The 13,797-nt window shown below is 65.3% G+C and carries 13 protein-coding genes and 1 riboswitch; of the genes, 11 read left to right on the forward strand and 2 right to left on the reverse strand.

The genetic code is table 11. The features are described 5' to 3' along the window. Positions 1 to 31: 31 nt before the first annotated feature. Positions 32 to 129: riboswitch (glycine riboswitch) on the forward strand. A gap of 251 nt (positions 130 to 380) precedes the next feature. The 6 genes from AC07YR_RS17205 (at position 381) to AC07YR_RS17230 (ending at position 6,704) form a co-directional block, all read left to right on the forward strand. After that, positions 381 to 1,793: an L-serine ammonia-lyase gene (locus AC07YR_RS17205; protein WP_494734666.1), complete on the forward strand. Its 1,413-nt coding sequence runs from the start codon at positions 381 to 383 to the stop codon at positions 1,791 to 1,793. A gap of 39 nt (positions 1,794 to 1,832) precedes the next feature. Beyond that, on the forward strand, positions 1,833 to 2,840 hold the full coding sequence (gene lipA, locus AC07YR_RS17210; RefSeq protein ID WP_494734667.1) for a lipoyl synthase: 1,008 nt from the start codon (positions 1,833 to 1,835) through the stop codon (positions 2,838 to 2,840). A 40-nt stretch (positions 2,841 to 2,880) separates the two neighbouring features. Continuing rightward, the gene (locus AC07YR_RS17215) at positions 2,881 to 3,717 is read left to right on the forward strand and encodes a methylenetetrahydrofolate reductase (protein ID WP_082506814.1); all 837 of its coding nucleotides are present in this window, start codon (positions 2,881 to 2,883) and stop codon (positions 3,715 to 3,717) included. Then, positions 3,707 to 5,179: a D-serine/D-alanine/glycine transporter gene (gene cycA / locus AC07YR_RS17220; protein ID WP_055802151.1), complete on the forward strand. Its 1,473-nt coding sequence runs from the start codon at positions 3,707 to 3,709 to the stop codon at positions 5,177 to 5,179. The genes AC07YR_RS17215 and cycA overlap by 11 nt, the downstream gene beginning before the upstream one ends. After that, positions 5,176 to 6,027 carry a formyltetrahydrofolate deformylase gene (purU, locus tag AC07YR_RS17225; protein WP_055802148.1) on the forward strand — a complete coding sequence of 284 codons (852 nt, stop codon included), beginning with the start codon at positions 5,176 to 5,178 and terminating at the stop codon, positions 6,025 to 6,027. Before cycA ends, purU begins: the two co-directional genes overlap by 4 nt. A 401-nt stretch (positions 6,028 to 6,428) precedes the next feature. Then, entirely contained in the window at positions 6,429 to 6,704 is a 276-nt protein-coding gene (locus tag AC07YR_RS17230; protein WP_494734668.1) for a hypothetical protein, read from the forward strand. A gap of 26 nt (positions 6,705 to 6,730) precedes the next feature. On the opposite strand, the gene AC07YR_RS17235 is transcribed toward AC07YR_RS17230, so the two are convergent. Then, positions 6,731 to 7,426, reverse strand: a complete 696-nt coding sequence (locus AC07YR_RS17235; RefSeq protein ID WP_494734669.1) for a GAF domain-containing protein — start codon at positions 7,424 to 7,426, stop codon at positions 6,731 to 6,733. 211 nt (positions 7,427 to 7,637) lie between these two features. On the opposite strand from AC07YR_RS17235, the gene AC07YR_RS17240 reads away from it, so the two are divergent. From AC07YR_RS17240 to AC07YR_RS17260, 5 genes are all read left to right on the forward strand, one after another. After that, positions 7,638 to 7,940 (forward strand): DUF4193 domain-containing protein, encoded by a 303-nt coding sequence (locus AC07YR_RS17240; RefSeq protein ID WP_028270230.1) that lies wholly within the window; start codon positions 7,638 to 7,640, stop codon positions 7,938 to 7,940. A 52-nt stretch (positions 7,941 to 7,992) separates the two neighbouring features. Next, the gene (locus AC07YR_RS17245) at positions 7,993 to 8,742 is read left to right on the forward strand and encodes a lytic transglycosylase domain-containing protein (protein WP_494734670.1); all 750 of its coding nucleotides are present in this window, start codon (positions 7,993 to 7,995) and stop codon (positions 8,740 to 8,742) included. 141 nt (positions 8,743 to 8,883) lie between these two features. Continuing rightward, positions 8,884 to 9,702, forward strand: coding sequence for a pyruvate, water dikinase regulatory protein (locus tag AC07YR_RS17250; RefSeq protein WP_028270233.1), 819 nt, complete (start codon positions 8,884 to 8,886; stop codon positions 9,700 to 9,702). Between the two features lie 151 nt (positions 9,703 to 9,853). Beyond that, positions 9,854 to 12,271 carry a phosphoenolpyruvate synthase gene (gene ppsA / locus AC07YR_RS17255; protein ID WP_436056246.1) on the forward strand — a complete coding sequence of 806 codons (2,418 nt, stop codon included), beginning with the start codon at positions 9,854 to 9,856 and terminating at the stop codon, positions 12,269 to 12,271. A gap of 128 nt (positions 12,272 to 12,399) precedes the next feature. After that, a complete protein-coding gene (locus AC07YR_RS17260; RefSeq protein WP_055802466.1) occupies positions 12,400 to 12,978 on the forward strand; it encodes a histidine phosphatase family protein in 579 nt (192 codons plus the stop codon). A 13-nt stretch (positions 12,979 to 12,991) separates the two neighbouring features. On the opposite strand, the gene AC07YR_RS17265 is transcribed toward AC07YR_RS17260, so the two are convergent. After that, entirely contained in the window at positions 12,992 to 13,681 is a 690-nt protein-coding gene (locus tag AC07YR_RS17265; protein WP_494734673.1) for a hypothetical protein, read from the reverse strand. Positions 13,682 to 13,797 lie beyond the last annotated feature (116 nt).

A 13,797-nucleotide genomic window follows, 5' to 3' on the forward strand; every position in this document is an offset into this window, starting at 1 on the left:
AGCCGTGTCACCGACAAGTGACACATGCTTTTGATCTGCGGCGGGAGAGTCCTGCCGGTACGTTCAGCAGGCGCCGTAGGAGCAAATCCTCCCCAGGAATCTCTCAGGCCCACGTACCGCCGCGGCGAGGCAACTCTGGAAAGTAGTCCGGTCCCCGGGCTCACCGACGGTGCAAGCGGCACGCTGTAACAGCAGGGTCCGCGGAAACTCTCAGGTCAAATACAGAGCGGGGAGGAACCCGAATCATCGTGGCGCCCTGCGCCACCTGAATTATGGAGTTCCTCGTGACGATTCAGCCGTCCTCATCCACGTTTGCAGGCCGCCATCCTGGTCCGCGCCGCCGTGCCCTGCCGCGCGTGAGCTACTAGGGAGCGCCGGCCATGGCTGTTGGTGTCTTTGATCTTTTTTCCATCGGGATTGGGCCGTCGAGTTCGCATACGGTGGGTCCGATGCGTGCTGCGGCGGTGTTCGCGGAGGAGTTGCGGGCGTCCGGTGACCTTGAGAGGGTGGCGGGGTTGCGGGTGGATCTGTATGGGTCGCTCGCGGCGACTGGTCACGGTCATGGGACGATGACGGCGATCCTGCTGGGGTTGGAGGGTTTTCATCCGGAGAAGATTCTGCCGGCGGAGGTGGAGGAGCGGCTGGCTGCGATCGCGGAGTCCGGGAAGCTGCAGCTGGCCGGGTCGGTGCAGCTCCCGTATGGGGTGAAGGACATGGTGTTGCGGCCGTTGACGGTCCTGCCGCGGCACACGAACGGGATGACGTTTACGGTCTCGGACGGCGCCGGTGAGGTGCTGCGTGCGGCGACGTTTTTCTCGGTGGGCGGCGGTTTCATTGTCCGTGAGGGCGGGGAGGACGCGGCGCAGCAGGAGCTGGAGGAGTCGAAGAAGGAACTGCCGTTGCCGTTCCGTACTGCGGCGGAGCTGCTGGGCCGGTGCCAGTCCAAGGGCCTGTCGATCGGGGAGATCATGTTCGTGAACGAACGCGCGTCCCGGTCGGAGGAGGAGATCCGGGCGGGCCTGCTGCACATTTATGCGGTGATGGAGGAGTGCGTGGCGGTGTCCTTGAAGCGTGAGGGTTTGTTGCCGGGCGGGTTGAAGGTCCGCCGCCGGGCCCCGGACTGGCATGAGCGGTTGCTGAAGGAGTCCCGGGATCATGATCCGGAGTACCGGGATCCGAAGTACTGGCAGGAGTGGGTGAACCTGATCGCGCTGGCGGTGAATGAGGAGAACGCCTCGGGCGGGAGGGTGGTGACGGCGCCGACGAACGGGGCGGCCGGGATCATCCCGGCGGTGCTGTATTACGCGCTGCATTTCGCGCCGGGCATGGATCGGGCCACGCAGGCGGACCGGGATGATGTGGTGGTGAAGTTCCTGCTGGCCGCGGCCGCGGTCGGGGTGCTGTACAAGGAGCAGGCCTCGATTTCCGGTGCGGAGGTGGGCTGCCAGGGCGAGGTGGGCTCGGCGTCCTCGATGGCCGCTGCGGGCCTGGCGGAGGTGATGGGCGGCACTCCGGCGCAGGTGGAGAACGCGGCGGAGATCGCGATGGAGCACAACCTGGGGCTGACGTGTGATCCGATCGGCGGTTTGGTGCAGATCCCGTGCATTGAGCGGAACGCGATCGCGGCCGCGAAGGCGATCAACGCCGCGAAGATGGCGCTCTGGGGCGACGGGACGCACCGGGTGTCCCTGGACGAGGTCATCGTGACCATGCGCGAGACCGGCCGGGACATGTCCTCCAAATACAAGGAAACCGCGATGGGCGGCCTCGCCGTCAACGTCGTCGAATGCTGACGTCGAATGCTAAAGCCGAATGCTGAAGGAAAGAGAACAATGACACTGGCACCAGAAGGCCGGAAGATGCTGCGTATTGAGCAGCGCAACGCGGCCACCCCGGTGGAGCGTAAGCCGGAGTGGATCAAGGCCAAGGTCCAGATGGGCCCGGAGTTCGTCCAGCTCAAGAACCTGGTGAAGAAGGAAGGTCTGCACACGGTGTGTGAGGAGGCCGGCTGCCCGAACATCTTCGAGTGCTGGGAAGACAAGGAAGCCACCTTCCTGATCGGCGGTTCAGAGTGCACCCGGCGCTGTGATTTCTGCCAGATCGACACCGGCAAGCCCTCCCCGGTGGACATGTTCGAACCGACCAAGGTGGCCCGCTCGGTCCAGGCCATGGCGCTGCGCTACGCCACCGTGACCGGGGTGGCCCGGGACGACCTCGCCGACGAGGGCGTCTGGCTCTACGCCGAAACCGTCCGCAAGATCCACGAACTGAACCCGGGCACCGGAGTCGAACTGCTGATCCCGGACTTCTCCGGCAAACCCGAGCACATCGGGGCGATCTGCGACTCCAAACCGGAGGTCTTCGCGCACAACGTCGAGACCGTGCCGCGGATCTTCAAGCGCATCCGGCCCGCGTTCCGCTACGACCGGTCCCTGGATGTCATCACCCAGGGCCGGAACCTGGGCATGGTCACCAAGTCCAACCTGATCCTGGGCATGGGCGAGACCCGCGAGGAAATCTCCGAGGCCCTGCGGGACCTGCACGAGGCCGGCTGTGACCTGATCACCATCACCCAGTACCTGCGCCCGTCCGAACGCCACCTGCCGGTGGACCGCTGGGTCAAGCCGCAGGAATTCGTCGACCTCGCCACCGAGGCCGAGGAGATCGGCTTCCTCGGCGTCATGTCCGGCCCGCTGGTCCGTTCCTCGTACCGTGCCGGCCGGCTCTGGGCCACCGCAATGCGCAAGAAGGGCTGGGAGATCCCGGCCGAACTCGCGCACATCGAGTCCTCCGGCAGCACCCGCCAGGAAGCCAGCTCCCTCATCGCGGCACACCACTAGGACCACCGTGACATTCAGACGTGACATTGAGAGAGGACCGATGATGTTCCCTACCAGGATCGAGATCATCCCGTCAGAGGGAATCGTTGATCGGGTCAGCGCCCACGTGCCTTTGACCACAACGCTTACCGTGACGTGCCTGCCGCACCACGGCATCGAACGGACCATGCGCACCGCTGTGCAGCTGAGCGTGCTCGGTTACTCCGTGGTTCCGCATCTCGCGGCGCGGAGCCTGCATGACCGGTCCCAGCTCACCGGAATCCTCCGCGACTGCAATGTCGCCGGCATCGGCGAAGTGTTCGTCATCGGCGGCGACCGGAAGCAGCCGGCCGGCCCGTACGGGTCAGCCCTCCCGCTGCTGGAAGACATAGCGCAATACACGGGCGGCATGATGCGGGCAGGAGTTGCCGGCTACCCGGAGGGCCACCCCTCGATTGGGCCCGTGAACCTGCTGGACGCCCTGCTGGCCAAGCAGCATGTGGCGTCGCACGTGGTCACGCAGATGTGCTTCGACGCACCGAAAATCCTCGACTACGTGGCGCTCCTGCGCCGCGAAGGAGTGCAGCTGCCCGTCTGGGCCGGCGTGGCCGGCAACGTTCCGCGGACCAAGCTTGTCTCCCTGGCGACGCAGATCGGCGTCGGAAGTTCCCTGAAGTTCCTCAGCCGCAAAGGTCCGCTGGCGCGCAAGCTCCTCAGCGGTGACCGTTACTCGCCGCAGAACCTGGTGGACGGGCTGGGAAGCCTGCCCGGGAACATCGCCGGCATCCACCTCTACAGCTTTAACAACCTCGATGCGGTCCCCGACGAAGTGGGCCCCGCGTCTTCCCCAACGGCACTCCAGCCAGCATTGATTCGAGGAGCAGCACGTGACAACTAAGACCCTGACGTCCCACCAGGAGCCGCATCTTGAAAGGCAGCTCAGCAACCGGCACATCCAGCTGATTGCCATTGGCGGCGCCATCGGAACCGGCCTCTTCATGGGCTCCGGTAAAACCATTTCGGCGGCCGGCCCGTCCGTCATCTTCGTCTACATGATCATCGGCTTCATGCTGTTCTTCGTCATGCGGGCCATGGGCGAACTCCTGCTGTCCAACCTGAACTACAAATCCTTTAGCGACTTCGCGGCTGACCTGCTGGGGCCGTGGGCCGGTTTCTTCACGGGCTGGACCTACTGGTTCTGCTGGGTGATCACCGGAATCGCGGACGTGATCGCCATAGCCGGCTACTCGAAGGAACTCTGGCCGGGGCTCCCGCTGTGGATCCCGGGCCTGGCCACCGTGGCTATCCTCCTGCTCCTGAACCTCACCACGGTGAAGGCGTTCGGCGAGACGGAGTTCTGGTTCGCGCTGATCAAGATCATCGCCATCGCGGCGCTGATCATCGTGGGCCTGTTCATGATTTTCACCGGCTTCCAGTCCGACGCCGGCCCGGCCACCTTCACGAACCTGTGGAGCCACGGCGGTTTCTTCCCGAACGAGTTCATGGGCTTTGTGGCCGGCTTCCAGATCGCAGTCTTCGCCTTTGTCGGCATTGAACTGGTGGGCACCACAGCCGCCGAGGCCAAGGACCCGGAGAAGAACCTGCCCAAGGCCATCAACTCCATTCCCATCCGCGTACTGCTCTTCTATGTTGGCGCGCTCATCATCCTGATGTCCGTCACCCCGTGGACGCAGTTCCAGGCCGGCCACAGCCCGTTCATCGCCATGTTTTCCCTGGCCGGCCTCGGTGCCGCGGCCACCGTGGTGAACCTGGTGGTGCTCAGCTCGGCGATGTCCTCGGCCAACTCCGGCATCTACTCCACCTCGCGCATGGTCTACGGCCTGGCCCAGGAAGGTGACGCGCCGTCTGTATTCAGCCGCCTGTCCCGCCGCAAGGTCCCGCAGAATGCGCTGTTCCTCTCCTGCGTCCTGCTGCTCTCCGGCGTCATCCTGATGTATGCGGGCTCGGACATCGGCAAGGCATTCGACATGGTGACCACCGTCTCCGCCGTCTGCTTCGTTTTTGTGTGGTCCATCATCCTGGCCAGCTACCTGGCATTCCGCCGGCGCCGTCCGCAGCTGCATGAGGCATCCAAGTACCGGATGCCCGGAGGCATCCCCATGGTCTGGGTGGTCTTCGCCTTCTTCGCGTTCGTCCTGTGGGCACTGACCACGCAGCCGGACACCCTGCTGGCGCTCCTGGTGACGCCGGTGTGGTTCATCCTGCTCGGTGCCGCCTGGTTGGTGCTGCGCCGCCGGCCCGCGCACCTGGCCCGTTATGCGACGTTCCAGGCTGAACTCAGCCAGGACATGGAGCCCGGAGCAGCCGTTGAGCGGGAACTCGGGGACGTCAGGAAATGAGCGAGCATGTGCTGACCCTGGACTGTGCCGAGTCGCCGGGCATTGTCCACGCGATTTCGGGATTCCTCCTGGACCACGGCTGCGACATCATCGACAACAAGCAGTACGGGGACCGCGGGCAAGGGCACTTCTTTATGCGCGTGCACTTCGATTCGGGGCAGGATTCCTCCAGCACCGAGGAACTTCGCCAGGATTTCACGTCCCTGGCGGAGAAGTGGCAGATGAACTGGCAGCTGGAGCCGCATGGCCGCAAGCGCCGTGTCCTGGTGATGGTGTCCAAAATGGGCCACTGCCTCAATGACCTGCTGTTCCGTGCCCGCACGGGGGATATTCCGGTGGAGATCGTCGCGGTGGTCTCCAACCACCGCGAGCAGGAGGACCTGGTCCGGTGGCACGGCATCCCGTTCTTCCACCTCCCGGTCACGAAGGACACCAAGCCGGAAGCAGAGGCACGGCTTCTGGAACTGGTCGACGAGTTCGATGTGGAGCTCGTGGTGCTCGCCCGCTACATGCAGGTCCTCAGCGATGAACTCTCGGCCAAGCTGGCCGGCCGGACGATCAATATCCACCACTCGTTCCTGCCCAGCTTCAAGGGTGCGAAGCCGTACCACCAGGCTTACGACCGCGGGGTTAAGACCGTGGGCGCGACGGCCCATTACGTCAACGCGGAACTCGATGAGGGCCCGATCATTTCGCAGCAGGTCATCGACGTGGACCACACCTACACCGCCGACGACCTGGTGGCCGTTGGCCGGGACGCCGAATGCGCCGCCCTCCGCAACGCCGTGCGCTGGCACTGCGAGGGCAGGATAATGCTGCTGGGCAACCGCACCGTGATCTTGCGGTAGCGCCGTTTCCTGGGAAGTACGACGCCGGCGGGTCACCTGACAAAGGTGGCCCGCCGGCGTCGAACTCTACAAATGGTTGCTTACAAGCCCCCGGACGAGTTACCCCGCCCCTGTGGCGGGGCAACTCATCATCCGGAAGGCGACGGTCGCCGATGGCACCCATGAACATCGGCGGGACCGCCTGCCACGGCCGCAGTCACTCCGCTGTGCCTGGACGGCCCGTGGCTGCAATCAACCTACCCGCAGGGCGGCAGGACCCACGAGGGGCTTTAGGCCTAATCCGGGAGGAACTTCCGGGCGTGACCTCGGACTCCTTGGCGGCGGCAGGGGAATAACAGGGACCCTTGGGAGCCTTGTAATAACCGGGCGCCGACCACCGGTTGCCCCTTGAGAGGACCTCCTTGCCTACTACCTTTATCCCGTTCACTGTTCGCGCCACCGTCCGTGAGGACCACCAGCGCTCGTTCCGCACGGACATCGAGCGCCTCACCTCCAGCCACCGCGGCTGGGCGCCGCTGGACATGGTCAAGTCCACCAACACGCAGGCGCTTTTGCGGGGCGCCGTGCCCAACAGCGTTCACACCGCCACCGACGCGAGCCTGGCCCGCTATCTCCAGGACCGCCTCGCGGCCGCCAATGACATCCACCTGGATCTCACCGTCTGCATCGAGCGGTAAGGGGCACCCGAGCCCCGGCCTGCTTGTCAGGCGGCGCTAGTGGTGCCGGCGTCGGGAGCCGTTGGGGACATGAACGCAAGATCACGTGCCACTGCCTGCAGGTACTGTATGGCTGACTCCTCAGTGAGGCCGTATTCGCGGATCAAGGATTCCACGGCCAGTTCGGCCAGGGGAGAAAGCGGCAGCGTGTTGGCGGTCCGTGCCTTCCGCGCCAGCTCCAACAGCAAATGGCACACCTTGGACAACCGCCGCGCGCATGCAAGGGCCCGGATGACGTCGTCGCTGGTGAAGGCGTGCGGGGCCGGTGCGTACAGCGTCAGGGCGGCGTTGATCTCCCGCTCATCGATCATGGGCACGGACAGCACCGATCCGATGCCCTGACCGGCAATGGCGGCGGAATACCCGGGCCACCGGCGGTCTGCAGCGGCGTCGGGGATGTGGACGAATTCGCCGCTCGCCACCGCGGCCCGGGCAGGACCGTCCGCGAACGAGCTTTGAAGTCCGTCGACCTGCCGCCCCTTGAGCGAGCCCGCGGTCCAATTCCGGACTTCGCCAGGCCCCACACGCGTGATGGCCCAAAGGAAACCCCGGGCAGCGCCCCCGCCCGCTTCGACGAGTTCTTCCGCTGCATCGCCGAGGAAGGCTTGTACGTCGGGAATCTCCAGGACCGCGGAAGGGAAGGCAACCGGTGGTTCCGGTCCGCTGTTCGTAGCTTCGGCCATGTTGCACGCTCAAATTAAGACGTTGCGGCTTCCTGCAAAACCCTGTAGGAAAAGCATAGGACCGTACCGCGAAATCCGCCCCGCTCTGGCCACAATCCGGTTCACCGGAACTGCCTTCAGCCCGGTGGAGGGTCGGAGACCGGGTGACTTTACGGGGAGATGGTGTAAGTTTCTTCCGGCCAACAAATACACCTGAAACGAGAACCCCCAAGTGGCAACTGATTACGACGAAGTACGTTCCGACGTCAAGGAATCGCAGGACAGCTCCCTGGAAGCGCTGCAGTCGGCGAACGCCCCTGATGCCCGCAGCGTTGTCCGCGACCTGGACGAAGCAGATGCACTGGACGATTCCATTGTTCCCGGTGGCGAGTTTGTGGCCGAGGAGCTGGTGGTTCAGGTGGTGCCGCAGGCACGGGACGAGTTCACCTGCTACTCCTGCTTCCTGGTGCGGCACCGTTCACAGATCGCCCGAGAAAAGGACGGCCACGCGTACTGTATTGAGTGTGAAGGCTGACTCGATGCGGGCATGTGGTGTTTGTCGAGGCATTGGCCTGCCCGGCTAGTCCATGCTTCGCCTGAAACGCCTTGCGGTCTTCTGCCTATTCGCGATCTGTGTCATCACCGGACTCCTTTTCTGGGTGCTCCGCGCACCCGGTGCGGCAGGGTTTGGGGACCTGGCGGCTCCGCCCCAATCAGGCGCGAAGCTTGCGACACTGTCCGGCGCCCGTGCAGTGGACATCACTGACAGCACGATGGACGCGAAATGGCTTGACCGGACCGCGGCGGACACCGGCATACCAGCCCGGGCGCTCCAGGCCTATGCAATGGCAGCGGAGCTCGCCAACACGGCCGCACCGGCATGCCGGATCGGGTGGAATACCGTGGCGGCCGTCGGCTTCGTTGAGTCGGCGCACGGCAGCCACGGCGGCGGAAGTTTGTCGGGCACCGGGCAGGTGAGCGGACAAATCATCGGGCCCAGTCTCGACGGCGGCAGTTTCGCCGCCATCCCGGACACGGACGACGGCGTCCTCGACGGCGACGCCCTCTGGGACCGCGCCGTCGGACCCATGCAGTTCATCCCCTCCACGTGGGAGCTGGCAGGGCGGGACGGGAATGGCGACGGATACGCCGACCCGCTGAACATCGACGACGCCGCGCTCAGCGCCGCCTCGTACCTGTGCGGGGGCGGCCGCGACCTCACCACCGCGCGGGGATGGACCGACGCCGTGCTTTCCTACAACCAGTCCGATTCCTACGTGCGTCAGGTGCGCGAGCAGGCTAATGCATACGCGGTTGAAGCCAGGGCTGCCGGGTAGGTTCGAGGGCGTGGCTTCGTGATCAGTGCCCGGAGCAGTGTGACGCCTGGCAGCCTCGAAAGGCTGCAGCTTCTCGTACCGGACCAGACCGCCCGTCCCGTCGATTCCGGACGGAGCCCGGCCCTGGGGCAGAATACGTTCATGACCAATGACGATCTGCGGCCTGTCTATTTTCTTTCGGACAGCACCGGCATCACCGCGGAAACGCTCGGCAACACCTTGTTGACACAGTTTCCCGCGAATCACTTTGACCGCATCACGGTCCCCTTCATCACCACCGTCGAACAGGCCAGGACCGTCGTCGGCACTATCGACAAACTGGCCGCCAGCGGTCTGCGGCCGATCGTCTTCTCCACAGCAGTCAGCAGCGACATCCGCCAGACCCTGGCCACGTGCAAGGGGATCATCGTGGATCTCATCGGGACGCACGTCGGACAGCTGGAGCAGGCCCTCGGCTCGCCGGCCAGCGGTGAGCCCGGCAGGGCGCATGGCCTGGGCAACGCGGAGCGGTACCAATCCAGGATGGCCGCCGTCGAGTACGCCATGGAACACGACGACGGACAGAGCCTGCGTGCGCTGGAAAAGGCCCAGGTCATCCTGGTGGCGCCGTCCCGCTGCGGAAAAACTCCCACCACCATGTACCTGGCGTTGCAACACGGAATTTTCGCCGCGAACTTCCCGCTGGTGGACGAGGACTTCGAACGCGAAGGGCTCCCCAAACCGCTGCGGCCTTTCGTTGAGAAATGTTTCGGCCTCTCCTCCAACCCCCTGCGCCTGAGCCAGATCCGCACCGAACGGCGCCGCGGTTCACCCTACGCGTCGCTTCGGCAGTGCGGATTCGAGCTCCGCAGCGCCGAGCAGCTGTACGTCTCCCACCGGATTCCGTACCTGAATTCAGCAACGGTGTCCGTGGAGGAAATGGCTGCGACAATCCTGCAGCGCATGAACCTCAAGCATTAGGGAAATTTTTCACAATCCGAGTGTGGCGCACATCATGTGGAAAGAGCGCCCGAGACCTGTCACTGTGGACAGGATTCGCGCCCACCAAACGGCTATCGCCGCGAGCGGGGCGGCACATCTGCATGCCATCATCTGCAAAGGAGCAGCAACTATGACGACAGACATCCTGTGGTTCTCAGAACTCGGACTCAAGGACCTGGACCGGGTGGGCGGAAAGAACGCGTCCCTCGGTGAGATGGTGCAGAACCTGACCTCGGCCGGCGTCCAGGTCCCGGACGGTTTCGCCACGACTGCGGACGCGTACCGCACCTTCCTTGCAGACTCCGGCCTGGACGAGAAGATCGCCGACCGGCTCATCGGCCTGGACACCGACGACGTGACAGCCCTCGCCTCGGCCGGTCAGGAAATCCGTACCCTCATGCGCGAGACGCCGTTCCTGCCGGACTTCGAAGCGCAGATCAGGGAGTCCTACCAGCAGTTGGTGGACAAGCACGGGGGATCCGAGGACCTCTCCTGGGCTGTCCGGTCCAGTGCAACGGCCGAAGACCTTCCGGACGCTTCCTTCGCCGGGCAGCAGGAAACCTTCCTGAACGTCCGCGGCATCGAGAACATCCTGCTCGCCATCAAGGATGTGTTCGCGTCCCTCTACAACGACCGGGCCATCGCCTACCGCGTGCACCACAAGTTCGAGCACGCCGAGGTGGCGCTTTCGGCCGGCATCCAGCGGATGGTGCGCTCCGACGTCGGGGCCTCCGGCGTCATGTTCACCATGGACACCGAATCAGGATTCAACGACGCCGTGTTCGTCACGTCCTCTTACGGCCTCGGCGAGGCCGTGGTCCAGGGCGCCGTCAACCCGGATGAGTTCTACGTCTACAAGCCCGCCCTGCAGGCCGGCCGCCCGGCGATCCTCAAGCGCGGACTGGGTGAGAAGGCGCTCCAGATGACCTACACGAGCAACCGCGAAGTGGGCCACACCATCGATTTTGTTCCGGTTGAGGCCTCGTTGCGGAACCGCTTCAGCCTCACGGACGACGACGTCGAGCAGCTCGCCCGTCACGCCGTCGCCATCGAGAACCACTACGGCCGCCCCATGGACATCGAATGGGGCAAGGACGGGATCGACGGCGGACTGTACATCCTGCAGGCGCGCCCGGAGACCGTGCAGTCCCGCCGCGCCTCCGGCAGCCTGAGCCGTTTCCGCCTCAACGGGACCGGCCGGGTGCTCGTCGAAGGCCGCGCCATCGGCCAGCGCATCGGCGCCGGCACCGTCCGCATTCTCAGCTCGATCGACCAGATGGCCGCCTTCAAGACCGGAGATGTCCTCGTCGCCGACATGACCGACCCGGACTGGGAACCGATCATGAAGCGTGCCTCCGCCATCGTGACGAACCGCGGCGGACGCACCTGCCACGCGGCCATCATTGCCCGGGAACTGGGGATTCCCGCCGTCGTCGGTACCGGGGGCGCCACGGACGCCCTCTCCGACGGCCTTGAGGTGACCGTTTCCTGCGCCGACGGCGAGACCGGCGTGATCTACGAAGGGCTCCTGGACTTCAGCGTCGAGGAAACCGAGATCACCCAGCTGCCCGAGGCCCCGGTCAAGGTCATGATGAATGTCGGAACCCCGGAGCAGGCGTTCACCTTCGCGCAGCTGCCCAACCACGGCGTGGGCCTGGCCCGGCTCGAATTCATCATCAACCGCCAGATCGGCATCCACCCCAAGGCACTGCTGAACCTGGACGAGCAGCCGGCGGACGTCGCCGCGGAGATCCGGGAACGGATCGCCGCATACGGCAGCCCCCGCGACTACTACATCAAGCGCCTGGCCGAGGGCGTGTCCACCATCGCGGCGGCCTTCGCCCCTGAGCCCGTGATTGTGCGCATGTCCGACTTCAAGTCCAACGAGTACGCGAACCTGATCGGCGGACCGGCCTACGAGCCGCACGAGGAGAACCCGATGCTCGGCTTCCGCGGGGCCTCGCGGTACCTGGAGCCGTCCTTCCGGGACTGCTTCGACCTTGAGTGCGAGGCCCTGTCCTTCGTCCGCAACGAGATGGGGCTGACCAACGTCAAGCTGATGATCCCGTTCGTGCGGACCCTGGACGAGGCCCGCGGCGTCATCGAGCTGCTGGCGGAGAACGGCCTGGTCCGCGGAGAGAATGGCCTCGAGGTGATCATGATGTGCGAGATTCCGTCCAACGCGCTGCTTGCGGACGAGTTCCTGGACCACTTCGACGGGTTCTCCATCGGCTCCAATGACATGACCCAGCTGGGCCTGGGCCTGGACCGGGATTCGGCGATCGTCTCGGGTGGCTTCGATGAACGCGACCCTGCCATCAAGAAGCTCCTCAGCATGGCCATCAAGGCGTGCAAAGCTCGCGGGAAGTACGTCGGCATCTGCGGCCAGGGGCCCAGCGACCACGCGGACTTCGCAGAGTGGCTGGTCGGGGAAGGCATCGATTCCGTTTCCCTGAACCCCGACACCGTGGTGGACACCTGGCTCCGGCTCGCCGGTGCGGCCCGCGGCGAAGAGGTCGTCGCGGCGGTCGGCGGAGACGCGAACTGATTCTCTGTGTGAAAGGAGTGCCCGCCCCGGGGAACCCCCGGGCGGGCACTCTCCTTAACCCGGCAGACGTCGGCTTCATGTAGCCACAATTTCAGGCCATAACCCGCTACCAAGGCAGAATGGAAGGCATGACCCTTACGACGTTCGCCCTTGTCCGCCATGGCCAGACCGACTGGAATGCGCAGCGCCGGCTGCAGGGATCCACTGATATTCCGCTGAACGACGTCGGCCGCAGCCAGGCGCGCGACGCCGTCGCCGTCCTGTCTGGCCAGGAGTGGGACGCGATTGTGTCCTCGCCGCTCGGCCGTGCCGCGGAGACGGCCAACTTGATTGCCGACGGGCTCGGCCTCAGCGTTGCACGGCACATTCCGGAGCTCACCGAGCGCAGCTTCGGTCCCGCCGAGGGCCTGCAGGCCGGGCCCGAGCTTGACGCACTGCGCATCCCCGGCGGTTTCCGCGGCGCAGAAAGCGAGGACGAGGCGGCCTCCCGCGGGTTGGCCGCGCTGGAAACCCTCGCCGAGGAGTTCCGCGGCCGCCGCGTCCTGGTGGTCGCCCACGGCACCCTCATCCGCGTGAGCCTCAGCCGCGCCATCGGCCGCACCCTGCAAAGCGTCGACAACGCCGTGCTGAACCTCGCGCACCACCATGCCGTTGACGGCTGGCAGCTCGAATACTTCAACGGTGAACGCGTGGCGGCTGCCGTCTAGCGCACACCTGAACCTAGGGCTGGTAGTGCTCCTCCGCACGAGCGAACCCAACCCGGTCCACTTTTCGGTGGTAGTGGACTCCCGCCAGGCCGCCCAGAACGGCTCCCATCAGCGCTACGGCGGCAACGGCGATGACCGCGATAATGCTGGTTGTACCCAGCTGGCCCTCAAGGACGGGTACTCGTAGGAAATCACTGGCCACGTTCAGGGCATTGAACTGCCCGCTACTGACGAGGGCAAGCAGGGCGATTCCCGCGGCCGCGATAACGGCCCACAGCCACACCATGAGTCCCTGGCCGACATCGTTGAAACGGGCCATCCGTCCTGCGACATAGCCGCCTGAAACAAAGGCGAGGAAGGGGACCAGGAAAAGCAGGACCGTGCCGGTGATCCCGCTGAACGGAGAGGACGCGTCGGCGGATCCCGAGACCAGGGCCGGGCCGGCCAGAAGCCCGGCCCTCCCCGCCGCCACAGCCAAAGCGGCCAGCAGGAAAGTCATTGCGGCGGCAGTCAGGCAGCCGAAGAAGGCCGAACCGATTTTGATGCCGCCGAACCGCTCCTCCTGCCGGGCAACCACCGTTTCCCGGATCCGGGAAACCGGGTCGGAGGGGACCGCCGGGTCGGAGGGGACCATGTTGTCGGCCGGGACCCCGCTGTCGGGCCCTTCGTCGTAGCCGCCATCAGCGTTCCATGGGCTGCCCATCACGCGTCCCCGCTTTCACTGCTCAAACGGTGGGTATGCCCTAAGCTAATCGCAATCCGCCGGAGTCCACGAGAGGCTTTGGGCCCGGCGTCGGCTACGCCGCCCCAGCCCCAGCC

It is taken from the genome of Arthrobacter sp. GW460-12-1-14-TSB2 (assembly GCF_059423525.1).

Bases quoted from the DNA above. Each gene is read 5' to 3' on its own strand.
- purU (WP_055802148.1), top strand. From the start codon at position 5,176: ATGAGCGAGCATGTGCTGACCCTGGACTGTGCCGAGTCGCCGGGCATT.
- AC07YR_RS17205 (WP_494734666.1), top strand. From the start codon at position 381: ATGGCTGTTGGTGTCTTTGATCTTTTTTCCATCGGGATTGGGCCGTCG.
- AC07YR_RS17235 (WP_494734669.1), bottom strand. From the start codon at position 7,426: ATGGCCGAAGCTACGAACAGCGGACCGGAACCACCGGTTGCCTTCCCT.
- AC07YR_RS17215 (WP_082506814.1), top strand. From the start codon at position 2,881: ATGATGTTCCCTACCAGGATCGAGATCATCCCGTCAGAGGGAATCGTT.
- AC07YR_RS17260 (WP_055802466.1), top strand. From the start codon at position 12,400: ATGACCCTTACGACGTTCGCCCTTGTCCGCCATGGCCAGACCGACTGG.
- AC07YR_RS17250 (WP_028270233.1), top strand. From the start codon at position 8,884: ATGACCAATGACGATCTGCGGCCTGTCTATTTTCTTTCGGACAGCACC.
- lipA (WP_494734667.1), top strand. From the start codon at position 1,833: ATGACACTGGCACCAGAAGGCCGGAAGATGCTGCGTATTGAGCAGCGC.
- AC07YR_RS17245 (WP_494734670.1), top strand. From the start codon at position 7,993: ATGCTTCGCCTGAAACGCCTTGCGGTCTTCTGCCTATTCGCGATCTGT.
- ppsA (WP_436056246.1), top strand. From the start codon at position 9,854: ATGACGACAGACATCCTGTGGTTCTCAGAACTCGGACTCAAGGACCTG.
- AC07YR_RS17265 (WP_494734673.1), bottom strand. From the start codon at position 13,681: ATGGGCAGCCCATGGAACGCTGATGGCGGCTACGACGAAGGGCCCGAC.